14 protein-coding genes are annotated in these 15,623 nt (G+C 39.3%); 4 read left to right on the top strand and 10 right to left on the bottom strand.

The window, feature by feature from the left end:
• Positions 1-49 precede the first annotated feature (49 nt).
• The 5 genes from R3X28_RS07315 to R3X28_RS07335 form a co-directional block, all read right to left on the bottom strand.
• Positions 50-568, bottom strand: coding sequence for a hypothetical protein (locus R3X28_RS07315; protein WP_282055016.1), 519 nt, complete (start codon positions 566-568; stop codon positions 50-52).
• Between the two features lie 84 nt (positions 569-652).
• Positions 653-1,429: a hypothetical protein gene (locus R3X28_RS07320; RefSeq protein ID WP_154369278.1), complete on the bottom strand. Its 777-nt coding sequence runs from the start codon at positions 1,427-1,429 to the stop codon at positions 653-655.
• Between the two features lie 49 nt (positions 1,430-1,478).
• Complete coding sequence (locus R3X28_RS07325; RefSeq protein WP_317663665.1) at positions 1,479-3,053, bottom strand: FMN-binding glutamate synthase family protein; 1,575 nt, start codon at positions 3,051-3,053, stop codon at positions 1,479-1,481.
• A 35-nt stretch (positions 3,054-3,088) separates the two neighbouring features.
• Positions 3,089-4,396, bottom strand: a complete 1,308-nt coding sequence (locus R3X28_RS07330) for an amidohydrolase (RefSeq protein WP_317663667.1) — start codon at positions 4,394-4,396, stop codon at positions 3,089-3,091.
• 11 nt (positions 4,397-4,407) lie between these two features.
• A complete protein-coding gene (locus R3X28_RS07335) occupies positions 4,408-4,950 on the bottom strand; it encodes a DsrE family protein (protein ID WP_317663669.1) in 543 nt (180 codons plus the stop codon).
• Positions 4,951-5,083: 133 nt separating this feature from the next.
• Here R3X28_RS07335 and R3X28_RS07340 point away from each other — a divergent pair, with 133 nt between their 5' ends.
• From R3X28_RS07340 to R3X28_RS07350, 3 genes are read left to right on the top strand one after another with little or no spacing between them, the layout of a single operon-like run.
• On the top strand, positions 5,084-7,411 hold the full coding sequence (locus tag R3X28_RS07340) for an ATP-dependent helicase (RefSeq protein ID WP_154369270.1): 2,328 nt from the start codon (positions 5,084-5,086) through the stop codon (positions 7,409-7,411).
• A 29-nt stretch (positions 7,412-7,440) separates the two neighbouring features.
• Positions 7,441-8,286: a glycoside hydrolase family 16 protein gene (locus tag R3X28_RS07345; protein WP_317663671.1), complete on the top strand. Its 846-nt coding sequence runs from the start codon at positions 7,441-7,443 to the stop codon at positions 8,284-8,286.
• A gap of 6 nt (positions 8,287-8,292) precedes the next feature.
• Entirely contained in the window at positions 8,293-8,913 is a 621-nt protein-coding gene (locus tag R3X28_RS07350) for an L-threonylcarbamoyladenylate synthase (protein WP_154369266.1), read from the top strand.
• 82 nt (positions 8,914-8,995) lie between these two features.
• Here R3X28_RS07350 and R3X28_RS07355 read toward each other — a convergent pair whose 3' ends face one another.
• The 3 genes from R3X28_RS07355 to R3X28_RS07365 form a co-directional block, all read right to left on the bottom strand.
• Positions 8,996-9,847 carry a flagellar motor protein MotB gene (locus tag R3X28_RS07355; RefSeq protein ID WP_154369264.1) on the bottom strand — a complete coding sequence of 284 codons (852 nt, stop codon included), beginning with the start codon at positions 9,845-9,847 and terminating at the stop codon, positions 8,996-8,998.
• Between the two features lie 106 nt (positions 9,848-9,953).
• A complete protein-coding gene (locus tag R3X28_RS07360; RefSeq protein ID WP_282055008.1) occupies positions 9,954-10,955 on the bottom strand; it encodes a glycosyltransferase family 2 protein in 1,002 nt (333 codons plus the stop codon).
• 12 nt (positions 10,956-10,967) lie between these two features.
• On the bottom strand, positions 10,968-11,414 hold the full coding sequence (locus tag R3X28_RS07365; RefSeq protein ID WP_317663675.1) for a type I restriction enzyme HsdR N-terminal domain-containing protein: 447 nt from the start codon (positions 11,412-11,414) through the stop codon (positions 10,968-10,970).
• Between the two features lie 26 nt (positions 11,415-11,440).
• Between R3X28_RS07365 and holA the strand changes: the two genes are divergently transcribed.
• Entirely contained in the window at positions 11,441-12,442 is a 1,002-nt protein-coding gene (gene holA, locus R3X28_RS07370; RefSeq protein ID WP_317663677.1) for a DNA polymerase III subunit delta, read from the top strand.
• Here holA and R3X28_RS07375 read toward each other — a convergent pair whose 3' ends face one another.
• Positions 12,443-12,820, bottom strand: a complete 378-nt coding sequence (locus R3X28_RS07375; RefSeq protein ID WP_317663679.1) for a DoxX family protein — start codon at positions 12,818-12,820, stop codon at positions 12,443-12,445.
• A 322-nt stretch (positions 12,821-13,142) separates the two neighbouring features.
• The gene (locus R3X28_RS07380) at positions 13,143-15,554 is read right to left on the bottom strand and encodes a thiamine pyrophosphate-dependent enzyme (RefSeq protein WP_154369254.1); all 2,412 of its coding nucleotides are present in this window, start codon (positions 15,552-15,554) and stop codon (positions 13,143-13,145) included.
• Positions 15,555-15,623: the final 69 nt, after the last annotated feature.

Here is a 15,623-nt window from a genome sequence, read left to right on the forward strand (position 1 = left end):
TAAGTATTTCAATGGAAAATAATCGATAAAAAGCATTGTGGAATTTGGGTTACCAAAGTTCCCCGATTTCCTTTTTCACGTAAGATAAGGCAGTTGCAGAAGGGGATTGTTTGTCCATCGTTTGGTTAAGAACGTCTTCCCTCAATTTATCGGCCGAGTCGGTTTCACTCAAGGCGGCTTTACGTATCATTTGAATGGTAGCGCTTTTTGCGGCTTTAATGATATTCCAACATTCATCAGATAAGTAAATCTGTTGGGAAAGATTATGTTCAAACTCATTTTCTATGGTTCGTATCAATAGGTTTTCGTAATCGTTTTTATCCGCTGTTTTGGGTGCAACACGAACAACTAAACTTGGTATGGCGATACGTTCCAAAAACAAGGCCATACGCTCATAAGCCTGCAATCTAATGGGTAAGGTGTTGTGTTGGGAGTCTTTATGTAATAGAAAACGTCTTCTGCCTTCTTCATTATTGGTATGCATTCTAAAGAAATAAAAAGCAATGGCCCCGACAACTACAGATGGCAATAGGTAAGCGAATAATTGAAAGATTTGATCTCCTGACATTTTAATTGGTATTTAGTTCGGTTTACGCAAATTAAAACGAAGGTTTTATAGAAAAAGTATATCAAATTTCAATATGCTCCCAATTTAGTTTGAGGCCTTCATATGTTCCTTTACCATATCGTAAAACTCGGCATAATCAGGGTGAAGGACAAGGTTTATCCCTTCCTTGAAATTACCGTCCTTCCCTAAGGTGTTTATTCTATTTGAGGCAATGGCGAACTGTTTTTCAAGAATGGAAGCGATTGCATAGGCTTGGTTGGCCGCTAGGTCCAATTCCCCTGTCATACTTAGTCCTTCAATGGTCAAAGAAACCTTTGGGTTCGCTTTTAAAATATTACCGATCTTTTCTAACCATGCAATACCTTCAGGTGTAACTGTGGCACCGGAAGTAGTTCCAAATAATGATTCCAATTTTGAGGCAATGATTACGGACCCATTGGTTACACCGATTTTGGCATTTTCTCCGAGGGATTGTTTTGCGTTTGTCAAAACCACAACGGCCGTGGAGTCATTGGAGGACAACGCATTGTTAATGGCTTTTAATTGATTCTCTTTTTCTTCAAGCTTTGCCAAGGCCTTGTTTATGTTTTCAGAGTTCTTGTTCGAAACTTGGGCAAAACTGTTCAAATTCTTTAACAAGGTAGCATTGGCATCTTGAAGCTCCTGTACTTGGGATTCGAAAGATTCAGCTCGGGCCAAACCGATTTTTTCATTCTTTTTGGCCTTTATTACAATGGCTTTGGTAGAATCAAGTTCCGTTTTAAGCGAGGCTATCTCTGCTATTAGATCACTTTTTCGTTGTGCGAAAATAGATGTGGAGGCAACAAGAATCAAGGTTAGGCTAAGTAGGGTTTTTTTCATGGGTCTTGAGGAATATTTAAAGAATTAAAAAATAAGTCACAAAAGTATGTTATTTGATTGTTCCGTGAAAATCACGTCCTCCTAAAAATTCACAATCATAAAGTTCTTGCATATTATTAAAGTCAACCTTTGATTTTTCATAACCATAGGTCGATTTTAGATCGCTATGAAGAAAATCGTCATCAACGTTTACTTGAATATCACCCATGGTAAATTGGCAAGGATGTTCATAACCCGCTGCATGGGTGATTTCAATCAGTTCCTTTCTGAAAGTCTTGAAATATTGGGCCAATCGGTCCGATTTCAGCGGCACATGAATACCGTTTTGTAACCATTTACTTTGTGTGGCTACCCCAGCGGGACAGCGATTGGTATGGCATACCTGTGCTTGGATGCATCCAATACTCATCATGGCCTCTCTGGCCACATTAATGCAGTCAACTCCCATAGCGAATGCCATGGCCGCTTTGGCAGGGAACCCCAATTTTCCACTTCCGATAAAGACGATTCTTTCTGTTAGGTTTTTATCCAAGAACAATTTGTACAGACTTGAAAAACCGTATACCCATGGTAATGATACATGATCCGCAAAACTGGGTGGGGCAGCCCCCGTACCGCCTTCACCACCATCTACGGTTATAAAATCGGGTCCTTTCCCTGTTTTGATCATAAGGTCGGCCAGTTCTTCCCATTGGTCCAATTTGCCTATAGCTCCCTTGACACCGACTGGTAATCCGGTTTGTTCCGCAATATCTTCAATAAGTTCTAGAAGCTCAGGAATGGTATCAAAAGCTTTATGGGTAGCAGGGGAGAGGACGTCCTTTCCAACTTCGACCCCTCTGATTTTAGCAATTTCAGGTGTTATTTTCGCTCCGGGCAATACACCGCCCTTTCCGGGTTTGGCACCTTGTGATAATTTAATTTCGATGGCCTTGATACAAGGGTTTTCATTGATTAGGGTTTTCAGTTTTTCCATGGAAAAGTTTCCATCTTCGCTTCGAACGCCAAAATAACCTGTTCCGAAATGAAAAATGATATCCCCTCCTTTTTTATGGTAGGGCGAAAGGCCACCTTCACCCGTGTTATGATAGGCTCCCGCTTTAGCAACGCCAACATTCAATGACTCTATAGCTGCAGCTGAAAGTGACCCGAAACTCATTGCGGATACATTTATGGCCGATGCGGGTCTAAACGGTTTTTTACGTTGGTTATATGCCCCCATGACCTTTGCGCACGGTAAAAATGAATTATCCTTTTTATTTGGATGTTCTGACCCTATTTTATAGGCCATCATTTGGTTTTTAACGAATATATGTTGATGGGCATAAATATCGCGATCTGTACCAAAACCCTCATAATTGTTTTCCTTTTTCGCCGATGCATAGATCCAACTGCGCTCTATACGGTTAAAAGGAAGCTCTTCCCGATTGTTCGCTACAAAATATTGGCGCATTTCGGGACCTATGCTTTCCAACCAATAACGTAAATGCCCAACAATCGGAAAATTATGGGAAATGGTATGGGCATTCTGTATAAAAATGTCCCTTATAGCTACTATCAGTAAGATAACCAACAACCAAATCCACCAAGAAACAGTACTTAAAACTCCTAAAATTGAATCCATGAACCGTAAGATATCTCTTAAAACGAATTATTACTTTATTTCCCTTTTATTGTGGGTTCACTGGAAATATTTGGGTTTAAATAATCCAAACTCATTTCTGTCAGTGTTTTTACCCCAAGGAGTAAACCACTGTCATCTATGAGGAAATCCGGAGTGTGGTGAGGAAAAGATTCGGCAGTGCCCGGAGTCATTCCTCCTAAGAAAAAGAAGAAACCAGGTACTTCGCGCTGAAAATATGAGAAATCCTCGGCTCCCGTAACGGCTTTCTGTGTTTGAATATTACTTTCACCTGCTACACGCTTCATAGTAGGAAGCATTTGTTCCACCAAAGCGGGATTATTATAGGTAATATCCGTCGCATCCTTGATTTCAATGGTTGCTTCAGCTCCATAAGCTTTGGCAATGGCAGGCACCATTTCCATCATTCTTTTGTTGATGTGGTCTTTCATATCATAGTCCAAAGTTCTTATGGTGCCAATCATTTCAGCACTTTCAGGAATAATATTAAAGCGTACCCCACTTTTTATTTTCCCAACGGTAATAACTGCGGCCTCATTCGTTAAATTAACCTCACGGCTGATAATGGTCTGCAAGCCGTCGATAATCTTGGCGCTGATCATAATCGGGTCAATTCCCGACCAAGGCTGGGATCCATGACTCTGTTTTCCTTTTACGTTTATGGTGAAACTTTGGGCAGCGGCCATTGTGCCCCCGGATTTATAACGAATAACACCAACAGGGGTTTGGGAATTGATATGTAAACCGAAAATCGCATCTACATCCGGGTTTTTAAGAACACCTTCCTTAACCATTAATAAAGCACCACCTTCTTCTCCCGGTGGCGGACCTTCCTCTGCAGGTTGAAAAATGAATTTAACGGTCCCTTTGATCTTATCCTTATTCTTGGATAATACTTCTGCAACTCCCATTAAAATAGCAGTGTGGGTATCATGGCCGCAGGCATGCATTACCCCGACTTTTTCCCCTAAGAACTCTGAAGTTACATTCGATTTGTATGGCAGGTCGTTACGTTCGTAAACCGGTAAGGCATCTATATCGGCTCGTAACGCAATTACTTTGCCATCTTGGTCACCTTTTAAAACACCAACTACTCCTGTATGTGCAACCCCAGTTTGTACATCGATTCCCAAAGATATTAAATGCTTGGCAATTTTTTCAGCAGTTTTAAATTCACGGTTTGAAAGTTCAGGATTCTGGTGAATGTCCCTTCGCCATTCAATTACCTTTTTTTCAACGGCTTTATAGTCTTTGTCAAGACCCGGGTTTTGGGCGAATGCCAAACCTCCGATTAAGAGAAGCATTAAGCTTAAGTTTTTTTTCATAAGTATCTGGTTTAAAATTTAATGAGTTGGTAATCTTTATTCTGTAATTGGATCAAGGCGGTCATGGCCGAGAGCGATAATTGTACACCGCTTATCAACTCTTCTTTTGAAATGCCACGGGACATAGATGATTGTCCACAGAAGATAATTTGACCTCCCACGTTCAATAGTGATTTGATTAATTCAATATTAGGATTGTTTGTTCCATATCGTTTTTGGTAGGCCTCATTGTTCATTATGTCTTTCGAAGCTTTACTGTGAACAACCAATGCTATTTTCATTTGTTCTAACGGTACTCCGTTTTGGGCATGCATATTCAAAAAACGGGCAGCCGTTTCAATGGAGGAATTCAATGTTTTATGGTCATCGGGGGAATTCATGATGTCAAAGACCACTTTGAATTCCATCGAAGTATCGACGACAAAATCCATTTCGTTCACAATGAAAACTTCACCGAAATCAGTTATTACAGGTCCTGCTTTCTTGGTTTGGGCGACCATTGTTAAATGAAAAAGTAAACCTAGGAATAATGAAAAGGGGTAAAATCGCTGCATTTTCGGACTTTTATTGCCTAAATATATTCAAATTGAAAGAATAATCAATTTCCATTGTTCATAATTATTGTTAGCAGCTTTTTAGTGTCCGGTGAATTAATGGTAAATTCACGCCTCTAAATCCTAGATTGTATTGAAAAATTTTATAGATGAATTGAATGAGGCCCAAAAGGCCCCTGTGTTGCATAAAGATGGGCCCCTTATGGTCATTGCAGGTGCAGGTTCGGGAAAAACCAGGGTACTTACCTACCGTATCGCACATCTTATGGCGCAAGGGGTAGACTCATTTAATATATTGGCATTGACCTTTACGAATAAGGCGGCTAGGGAAATGAAAAAGCGTATTGCCGATATTGTAGGGGATTCTGAAGCAAAAAATCTTTGGATGGGTACTTTTCACTCCGTTTTCGCCAAGTTGTTACGTTTTGATGGCGATAAACTGGGTTATCCAAGTAATTTCACTATATATGATACGCAGGATTCCCAACGTTTGATCGCATCGATTATCAAGGAAATGGGGTTGGATAAGGATATATATAAGTATAAACAGATTCAGAACAGAATATCATCGTACAAGAATAGCTTGATAACGGTGAAGGCTTATATGCAGAACCCCGAATTGATTGAAGCGGATGCAATGGCCAAACGGCCCAGAACAGGGGAGATTTACGAAGAATATGTGAACCGATGCTTTAAGGCGGGAGCGATGGACTTTGATGACCTTTTATTACGGACCAATGAGCTTTTGACCCGTTTTCCCGAGGTGTTAATGAAGTATCAAGATAGGTTCCGTTATATTTTGGTGGATGAGTACCAAGATACCAATCATTCACAATATTTAATTGTTAAAGCACTCTCCGATCGTTACCAGAATATATGTGTGGTTGGGGATGATGCGCAAAGTATCTATTCTTTTAGAGGTGCCAATATCAGTAATATTCTGAACTTTCAGAGGGATTATGATAATGTAGGAATGTACCGATTGGAACAAAATTACCGATCCACCAAAAATATCGTTAACGCGGCGAATTCAATCATTGCGAACAATAAAAACCAATTGGAAAAGGAGGTGTGGACAGCTAATGACGATGGTCCTCCGATAAAAATTCATCGCAGTATAACCGATGCTGAGGAAGGTAGGTTCGTAGCAGGTTCCATTTTTGAGAACAAAATGCAACAGCAGTTACCAAATGGGGATTTTGCTGTGCTTTATCGTACCAATTCACAATCCAGGGCCATTGAAGATGCACTTCGTAAAAGGGATATTCCGTATCGTATTTATGGTGGACTTTCATTCTATCAGCGTAAAGAGATCAAGGATGTTTTGTCCTATTTACGACTGGTGATAAACCCGAAAGATGAAGAAGCCCTAAAAAGGGTCATTAATTTTCCTGCCCGCGGTATTGGGCAGACAACCTTGGATAAATTGATTGTTGCTGCAAACCACTATGGTAGATCAATATTCGAGGTTATAGAAAACCTGGATCGTATTAATCTGAAAATTAATTCGGGGACCAAACGAAAATTACAGGATTTCGTTACCATGATCAAGAGCTTCCAGATCATGAACGAAGGTGCCGACGCTTTTACATTGTCTGAACATGTAGCAAAGAAAACCGGGATTCTTTTGGAGTTTAAAAAGGATGGAACTCCCGAAGGAATCGCCAGAATGGAAAATGTAGAGGGATTACTTAACGGAATCAAGGATTTTGTTGAAGGCCAAAAGGAAATTGCAGATGCTACCGGTAATATTGGGGAGTTTCTGGAAGATGTGGCCTTGGCAACAGATCTAGACAATGATACTGGTGACGACGATAGGGTAGCTCTTATGACCATTCATTTGGCGAAAGGACTAGAATTCCCTTACGTATATATAGTAGGAATGGAAGAAGATCTTTTCCCTTCGGCCATGAGTATGAACACCCGTAGCGAATTGGAAGAGGAACGCCGCTTGTTTTATGTGGCATTGACACGGGCAGAAAAACAGGCATATCTGACCTATACCCAAAATCGATATCGATGGGGTAAACTCATAGATGCCGAACCCAGTCGTTTTATAGAAGAGATAGATGAGAAATATATAGAGAACCTAACCCCGATAGATAAAGGATATAGATATAAATCACTTATCGATGCTGATATTTTCGGAGAGGTTGATAAAAGTAAACTACGACAGGTTAAACCGCGGACAGGCACGCCTCCTCCTGTGGGTAAACCCAATGAATCCCAATTGCGAAAATTAAGGAAATTAAAACCCGAATTGGCCAAACCTATAGGAAATACCAATGTAATAGACCCTAATCTGACAGAAGGTGCTGTCGTAAACCATACCCGTTTTGGTCGTGGTGTGGTTATTAAATTGGAAGGCGTAGGAAATGATAAAAAGGCCGAGATAAAATTCGATCAGGGAGATATCAAGAAATTATTGTTACGATTCGCTAAATTGGAAGTGATATCTTGAATTGAGATCGTTTTAAAATATAGACCATTATGACAAAGGTGCGTTTCAATTATTTGTTGCTGGTTTTATTTCTTTTTCAGTTGAATTCCTGTAAGCATACTGAAGGGAAAAAGCACGATGTTAATGCCCCGGACTATTGGGATAATGCGGAATTGGTCTGGAACGATGAATTTGAAGGTGATCGGTTATCGACACAAAATTGGCGGTTTGAAACCGGTCAAAACGGTTGGGGCAATAATGAACTGCAGAATTATGTTGCAGATGAAAACGTGAAAGTCAGTAACGGGACTTTGAAAATTATTGCCAAAAAAACCGGTAATGGCCGGGAAATAGGGGATTATACTTCGACTCGTTTAAAGAGTACTGAAGAATTCACCTATGGAAGAATGGAAATACGGGCCAAGCTTCCAGATTATAAGGGAAAGGGTCTTTGGCCAGCAATCTGGATGCTCGGTAATGACATTGGTACCAAAGGTTGGCCCCAATGCGGGGAAATAGATATTATGGAATATGTAAGTTATAGGCCAAATACGGTATATTCGACCATACATAGTACGGCCAACAACCATGTTGATGGTACAGAAGCCTCTTCCGGACCAATTGAGTTGGAAACGGCAGAGGAAGAATTCCATTCTTATGGATTATTATGGTCAGCGGAATACGTGAAGTTTTATTTGGATGACATTGATAACATAAAATATACATTTGAAAGACCCGAGGATTTCAATCAAGATAATTGGCCATTTTCAAAACCGTTCTATTTTCTATTGAATTTAGCGGTCGGTGGAAATTGGGGAGGGCAACAAGGCGTAGACGATGTGGCTTTTCCTGCGGTTATGGAAGTTGATTTTGTTCGGGTATACCAAGTTAAATAATGCAATATGGCGGAATTAATCAGAATTTACGAAGAAAACCCCAATCCCAAAGCGATTGCCAAAGTAGTACAGGTGCTTCGGAAAGGCGGTCTCATTATTTATCCTACCGATACGGTTTACGGACTTGGATGTGACATTACGAATACCCGTGCATTGGAAAAAATTGCAAGGATAAAAGGAATTAAACTGGCAAAGGCAAATTGGTCCTTTATTTGTGCCGATTTAAGTAATCTATCAGACTATGTACGTCAAATAGATAACGCTACTTTCAAAATATTGAAAAGGGCACTTCCAGGGCCTTACACTTTTGTTTTACCGGGCAGTTCCAATTTACCCAAGGATTTTAAACAAAAGAAAACAGTTGGTATACGTGTCCCCGACAATTTAATCGCGAAAACTTTGGTTCAAGAATTGGGAAACCCCATTGTATCCACTTCAATTCACGATGAAGATGAACTTTTGGAGTACACGACCGATCCTGAGCTTATCTATGAAAAGTGGCAAAACCTTGTTGATATTGTAATAGATGGGGGATATGGGGATAATGTCGCATCAACAGTGATTGATTTATCTGGGGAGGAACCCGAAATACTGAGGGAAGGTAAAGGTAGTCTCGATATTTTTTGAATGGACAATATCGCAAAAATAAAATCGCCTAGACAATATGCCTAGGCGATTTTTTTATTTTAACGCAGATTTGCTATCTTATCTAGTTATTGATTGCAGGATCTTTCATTCCTTCTTCGATCATACTATAGAATTGATCGATTTTTGGAAGTACAACGATTCTTGTTCTTCTGTTCTTGGATTTTTCAGTTTGTGAAACCGGTACATATTCGGCTCTACCTGCTGCAGTCATACGCTTAGGATCAACGTTGTAGTCTTTTTGTAAAATCCTTACTACTGCTGTAGCACGTTTAACACTCAAGTCCCAGTTGTCCAATAAAACACCTTTTCTGTAAGGAACGTCATCAGTATGACCTTCAACCATGAATTCGAAATCCGGTTTGTTGTTCACAACCTGTGCAACTTTACCTAAAACTTCTTTGGCCCTACTGGTTACATTGTAGCTACCGCTGCTGAACAACAATTTGTCGGAGATAGAAACAAAGACCACACCTTTTTCAACACTGATTTCGATATCCTCATCATCCAAGTTACCCAAAACACCTTTTAAACTCTGTACCAACGCAAGGTTTACAGAATCCCTTCTTGTAATGGCATTTTGTAGTTTTCTGATGGTAAGATCTTTTTCTTGTAAGCTCTCTAAAGATTTCTCAAGGTTTTCGGCACCTTTGGTTGTCAACGTGGTTAAATTACCCATGTTGTTTATCAACTCTTGGTTATTGGCCTTTAAAAATGCATTTTGATCTTCCAATGTTTGCAATCTAGAGGTTGCCGTTGCTTTATCTTCCAAACAACTGTTCAATTTAACGGTTGCCGAATTCAATAAATCTTGGGTTTCCTTATGTTTAGCTTCCAAATCAGCATATTTCTTCTGGGAAACACATGATGATAACAATAGGGTCACACCCAAACAGCCTAAAATAATTTTCTTCATAATCTATGTTATAACTGGTTTAAATTTAATAATTGATACTCTATTAAAAGAACTAAATTCTACATCAAAATTATGCAATTCGCTTAGCTAATATTAGTCAAATTAGTTAATCTTTTACTAAAATGTTAAATTTCCTTACTCCATTTACGAAATGGGACCATACTATGGATTTTGTGATGTAATAATTATTTATGAAGTTCAATTTTTCACGTTTCCGATTCATGCTTCGAAAATTAGAATAAAAACTTACATGGGCTTTTAAAATGGCAAGACAGTGATTGAATTTTAATTGGAAAACAAAGCGAATGGCCGCTATGCCATCTAGAAGTAACCTTAAAAATATAATAAGAAACGCTTTTCTCCTAGGTAAGTTCTTTGTAATTGAAAAAAGGGAGTTTCGAAAATTGAGATAGGTTTTTTTAGGGTTCATGTTGCTTAAGGTGGATCCCCCTAAATGATAAACTTTAGAAGTGCCTACATAATAAACTCCATAGCCTGCATTTTTTGCCCTCCAACAAAGATCAACTTCTTCTTGGTGGGCAAAATATTCCTCATCAAATCCACCTAATTTCTTAAAGACATCACTTTTTATGAACATACAGGCACCGGTTGCCCAGAAGATTTCCATTATATCGTCGTATTGGCCGGTATCTTTTTCCAATTCCTGAAAAATTCGCCCTCTACAGAACGGGTATCCCAATTGATCTATGAATCCGCCAGCGGCACCGGCATACTCAAAATGGTCTTTTCGCATTAAATCCAAGATCTTTGGCTGTATAATACTGGCATGGGGAATGGTCTCAAAAGCAGTTTTAATTGGGGCCAACCAATTAGGGGTAACCTCCAGGTCGTTGTTCAACAGGCAGAAAATATCGGCATCTACGTTTATAAGGGCATCATTATAACCTTTGGCGAAACCACCGTTGACAGTATTTTGTATTAACTTGATTTCTGGATAATTGGTTCTAAGAAAATCAATCGAATCATCAGTAGAGGCATTATCGGCAACGTAAATATCAGCGCCTTCCGAATACCGTACGACCGATGGAAGGTATCTTTCCAAAAGTACCTCTCCGTTCCAGTTCAATATGACTATCGCAATTCTCAAATCGCTTGCAAATTAACGGCTAAAATCAGGAATATGCTTTAAAAACGTATATTTTTCTTGCGTATAGTCCATTTTACAATAAATATGATCCAGACCGTTGGTGACCATCAAATAGGTCGCGTTCAAATTCATGTTATATCTGGCGATCTGGTCAAAGGTTTTTTGGGTAATGGGTATTTGGGGTGCCTTACATTCAACCAATAATACGATATTGCCTATACTATCGAAAACAACGACGTCATATCTTTTTTTGATTTTATTTACAATGATTTGTTTTTCAACGTTGATGAGGCTTTTTGGGTATTTTTTCTCAATAATCAGATATTGGACTACATTTTGGCGAACCCATTCCTCAGGTTGCAATACCACGAATTTTTTACGAATAGCATCAAATATATAGATGTTATTTTCGCTATTTTTGAAACGAAAGTCATAGTGCGGAAAATTGAGCCGTTGCATGTGGCAAATTTGATGATTTTTTTTGGATGGATGAAGTAAAACAAATAGTTGCCGATATTAGAAAAGGAAATATACGTCCCATTTATTTTTTGTTTGGCGAAGAACCCTATTATATTGATAGGATATCTCAATATATCGAGAAAAATGTCTTGACCGAAGACGAGAGGGGCTTTAATCAAATGGTCTTATATGGTAAGGAGGCAAGTATCGATGATATAGTGGCCAATGCCAAACGCTATCCCATGATGGCAGAACGGCAGGTAGTCATTGTAAAAGAGGCCCAAGAGCTTTCGAGGACCATAGAGCAATTGGTCGATTATGCTGAAAATCCCCAGACCACGACGGTTTTGGTAATTTGTTACAAATATAAGAAGCTAGATAAGCGAAAGAAATTATATAAATCGATTCAAAAACACGGAGTTTTATTCGAGAGTAAGAAGTTGTATGAAAACCAGGTTTCCGATTGGTTGAGAAAGGTGCTTCAGGGCAAGGGCTATTCAATCTCCCATAAAGCGGCTATTTTACTTGTGGAGAATTTAGGTACCGATTTAAGTCGAATAAGTAAGGAGATGGATAAGCTGACTTATATTCTGCCGAAAGAGAGCCAAATTACGCCCGAGCATATCGAAGAGCATATCGGCATTAGTAAAGACTACAATAATTTTGAGTTGAAGAAGGCAATTGGGGAGCGGGATGTGCTAAAGGCATCCAAGATCATCAAATATTTTGCCCAAAACCCGAAAGACAATCCGTTCGTTCTTACGATAACCCTCTTGCATAGTTTTTTCTCGCAATTGTTGCAATATCATGGGTTAAATGACCATTCTCCGAAGAGTGTTGCAAGTGCCCTGAGGATAAATCCCTATTTTGTTGGGGAATACCAAGTTGCAGCCAAGAATTATCCCATGAAAAAAGTAAGTATGATTATTTCAAATTTACGCGAAATGGATCTTAAAGGTAAAGGGGTAGGGGCCAATGCCACACCACAATCCGATTTGTTGAAAGAACTATTGGTAAAGATTTTTTAATTACTTTCTGTCAATACTGAATTTTCCTGGGCCCAAAAGAATAATGGCTATAAAGAAAACCAAATAAACCAATGCTTTTTCTTTGGTGCCGAATGGGTCAGCCCCATGCACGATAAAAGCAGCTACGGCCATGGTAATTGCTACGGGAACAGCCATCCATCGGGTTTTAAAACCTATGATAATTAAAATGGGACAAATAAATTCAGCAAGTACGGTTAAGAATAAGGATGGAGTTGCACCAATTCCAATAGGGTCTCCAAATTCAAAATTTCCACTGATCAATTTTTGAAATTTTGGGAGTCCGTGGGAAATCATCAAGAGAGAAGGCATAATTCTAAGGAAAGCCAAGCCGATTTGGGTAACTAGGTTGTTTTTCATTTGCAGTAAAGTTTCAATAGCATTAAAAGTACCAATTTTTTGATTAATTTAAAAAGGTGGTTCAATATTCTTTTAATTGCTTGTGTTTATATCGTTTAAGGGTAAAATGGGCTATAAAAATGGGTTATTTGCCATCAAACGGGATAACTATTTAAGCGTTTATCTACCAATTGAAGCGAATTTTAAGGTAAATCAGGGGAAATTAAGTGACTGTCCGACTTGTCAATGGAAAGAAACTGGATCAAAAACAGGAAAAATGTATCAAGGCAAGATAATATACCGATAGGTTTAAAAAAAGGGGGTCACCATCAAATCTATAGGCTTATCTTAATTTTGGATAATCCGAAGGGTTCGCCTCATGCATTATATCGTACACTTTTTCAAATATGTCCTCAGCACTTGGTTTGGAAAAATAGTCGCCATCCGTACCATAGGCAGGTCTATGATCTTTACTCGTTAAGGTGTGCGGCTTGCTATCCAAATAATTGTAACCTCCTTGCTTCTCGATTATTTCGTTAAGGAGGTAAGAGGAACATCCTCCGGGAACATCCTCGTCAATAATCAATAGGCGATTCGTTTTTTGGAGACTTTTCACGGTATCGTGGTTGATATCGAAAGGTAAAAGTGTTTGGGCATCTATAACTTCGGCATCAATACCTACAACAGCAAGCTCTTTGGCAACCCTTAAAACAATGCGTACGGTTGAACCGTATGATACCAGGGTAATATCATTTCCTGTTTTCAAGGTTTCTACCATTCCTATTGGAGTGCAAAATTCCCCTAAGTTTTTTGGTTTTCTTTCTTTTAAGCGATAACCATTTAGGCTTTCTATGATCAAGGCGGGTTCATCACTCTTCATTAAGGTATTATAGAAACCGGCAGCTTGGGTCATATTCCTAGGGGCTAATATGTACATTCCCCTCAATAGGTTGATAAGTCCGCCCATGGGAGAGCCGGAATGCCAAATACCTTCTAGTCTATGCCCTCTGGTCCTAACTATGAGCGGCGCTTTTTGTTTACCAAAACTTCGATATAGCATTGTTGCCAAATCATCGGTCAGTTGGGACGTAGCATAGAAAATATAATCTAAATATTGAATTTCGGCAATAGGGCGCAAACCTCTGAGGGCCAATCCTATACCTTGACCAATAATGGTAGCTTCACGAATACCGGTATCTGCGACCCGTATTTTGCCATACTTATTCTGAAGACCTTCCAAGCCTTGGTTTACATCACCGATTTTGCCACTATCCTCACCAAAAATCAATACCTCCGGATACTTTTCGAACAGTTTGTCGAAATTATCCCTTAAAATAATCCTACCATCTACTTCTTCCACATTTGTGTCGTAGATAGGTTCTATCATTGGAATGTTCGTTGCTTTATTGGGATGTTCGCTATAAAGATGTTTACTGAATTTAGGTTGCATCTTATCAAGAAAGTCATTCACCCATTTTATCAATGCATCTTTTTCTTGCGATTCTTCCCCGATTAAATAGCGTAGCGCTTTACGGGAAATGATTCCTAAATCTTTTTTGAGCGGCTCTTCTACAGCTATTAGGTCATTCCTTAATTTTGCAATAAAATTACGATTGGCACTTTTATTGGCGACATTGTTCAGAAGCCCCAATAAAACAGTTTTCATTTGTTTATGTTCACTAAGGAATTCTGCCCAAGCCTCATTTTTGGCGGCCCGTACCTTTTGGCGAATTTCCTTTTCGATCTTTGCAAGTTCATCTTCGGTTGAAATCCCTGATTCCAAAATCCATTCTTTGAATCGCTTATTGCAGTCGTTATCTTTTTCCCATTGAAGGCGTTCAGCATTTTTGTATCGCTCATGGGAACCTGAGGTCGAGTGGCCTTGTGGTTGTGTCAATTCGGTTACATGTATAATAACAGGAACATGTTGTTCCCTGGCAATATCCGATGCATTTTCATAAACATGCATCAATGCAGTGTAGTCCCACCCCTTAACCTTTAATAATTCATATCCGTTATCATTTTCATCCCGCTGAAATCCCGATAGGATTTTTGATATATTTTCTTTGGTCGTGTGGTATTTGGCAGGAACCGAAATCCCATATTCATCATCCCAAATACTAACTACCATAGGTACCTGTAGTACACCTCCGGCATTGATAGTTTCAAAAAACAAGCCTTCACTGGTACTCGCGTTCCCGATTGTTCCCCATGCGACCTCATTACCATTGTTTGAAAATTTGGTAGCATCTATATTAGGTAAATTACGGTAAACCTTAGAAGCTTGGGCCAATCCCAATAATCTTGGCATTTGCCCGGCAGTACATGAAATATCCGGACTACTGTTCTTCTGTTCGGTAAGGTTCTTCCAGGACCCATCGGCATTAAGACTGTGTGTCAAAAAATGTCCGCCCATTTGCCTTCCTCCACTCATGGGGTCTTTATCGATATCTGCCGTAGCGTACAGACCATGAAAAAATTCTTTGGCATTAAGTAGGCCCAAAGCCATCATAAAGGTTTGGTCCCTGTAATAGCCACTGCGGAAATCACCGTTTCTGAAAGATTTGGCCATGGCCAATTGTGGTAATTCCTTGCCATCCCCAAAAATACCGAACTTGGCTTTACCGGTTAGAACTTCCTTTCTTCCTAGAAGACTACAAATTCTGCTGGTAAAGGCTATTTTGTAATCTTGGAGAATCTGGGTTCTAAAGTCATCAAAAGAAATGTCGGAACTCAATTTTGGGGATGTATCCATATACTGTGGTTTGACTTTCTACAAAAGTACCAAACCATAAGGAATTTTGCAATTTAGAAATGGGTTTAA

Origin of the sequence: Maribacter sp. TH_r10, from assembly GCF_033101095.1 — a bacterium.
Classification (GTDB): domain Bacteria; phylum Bacteroidota; class Bacteroidia; order Flavobacteriales; family Flavobacteriaceae; genus Maribacter_A; species Maribacter_A luteus.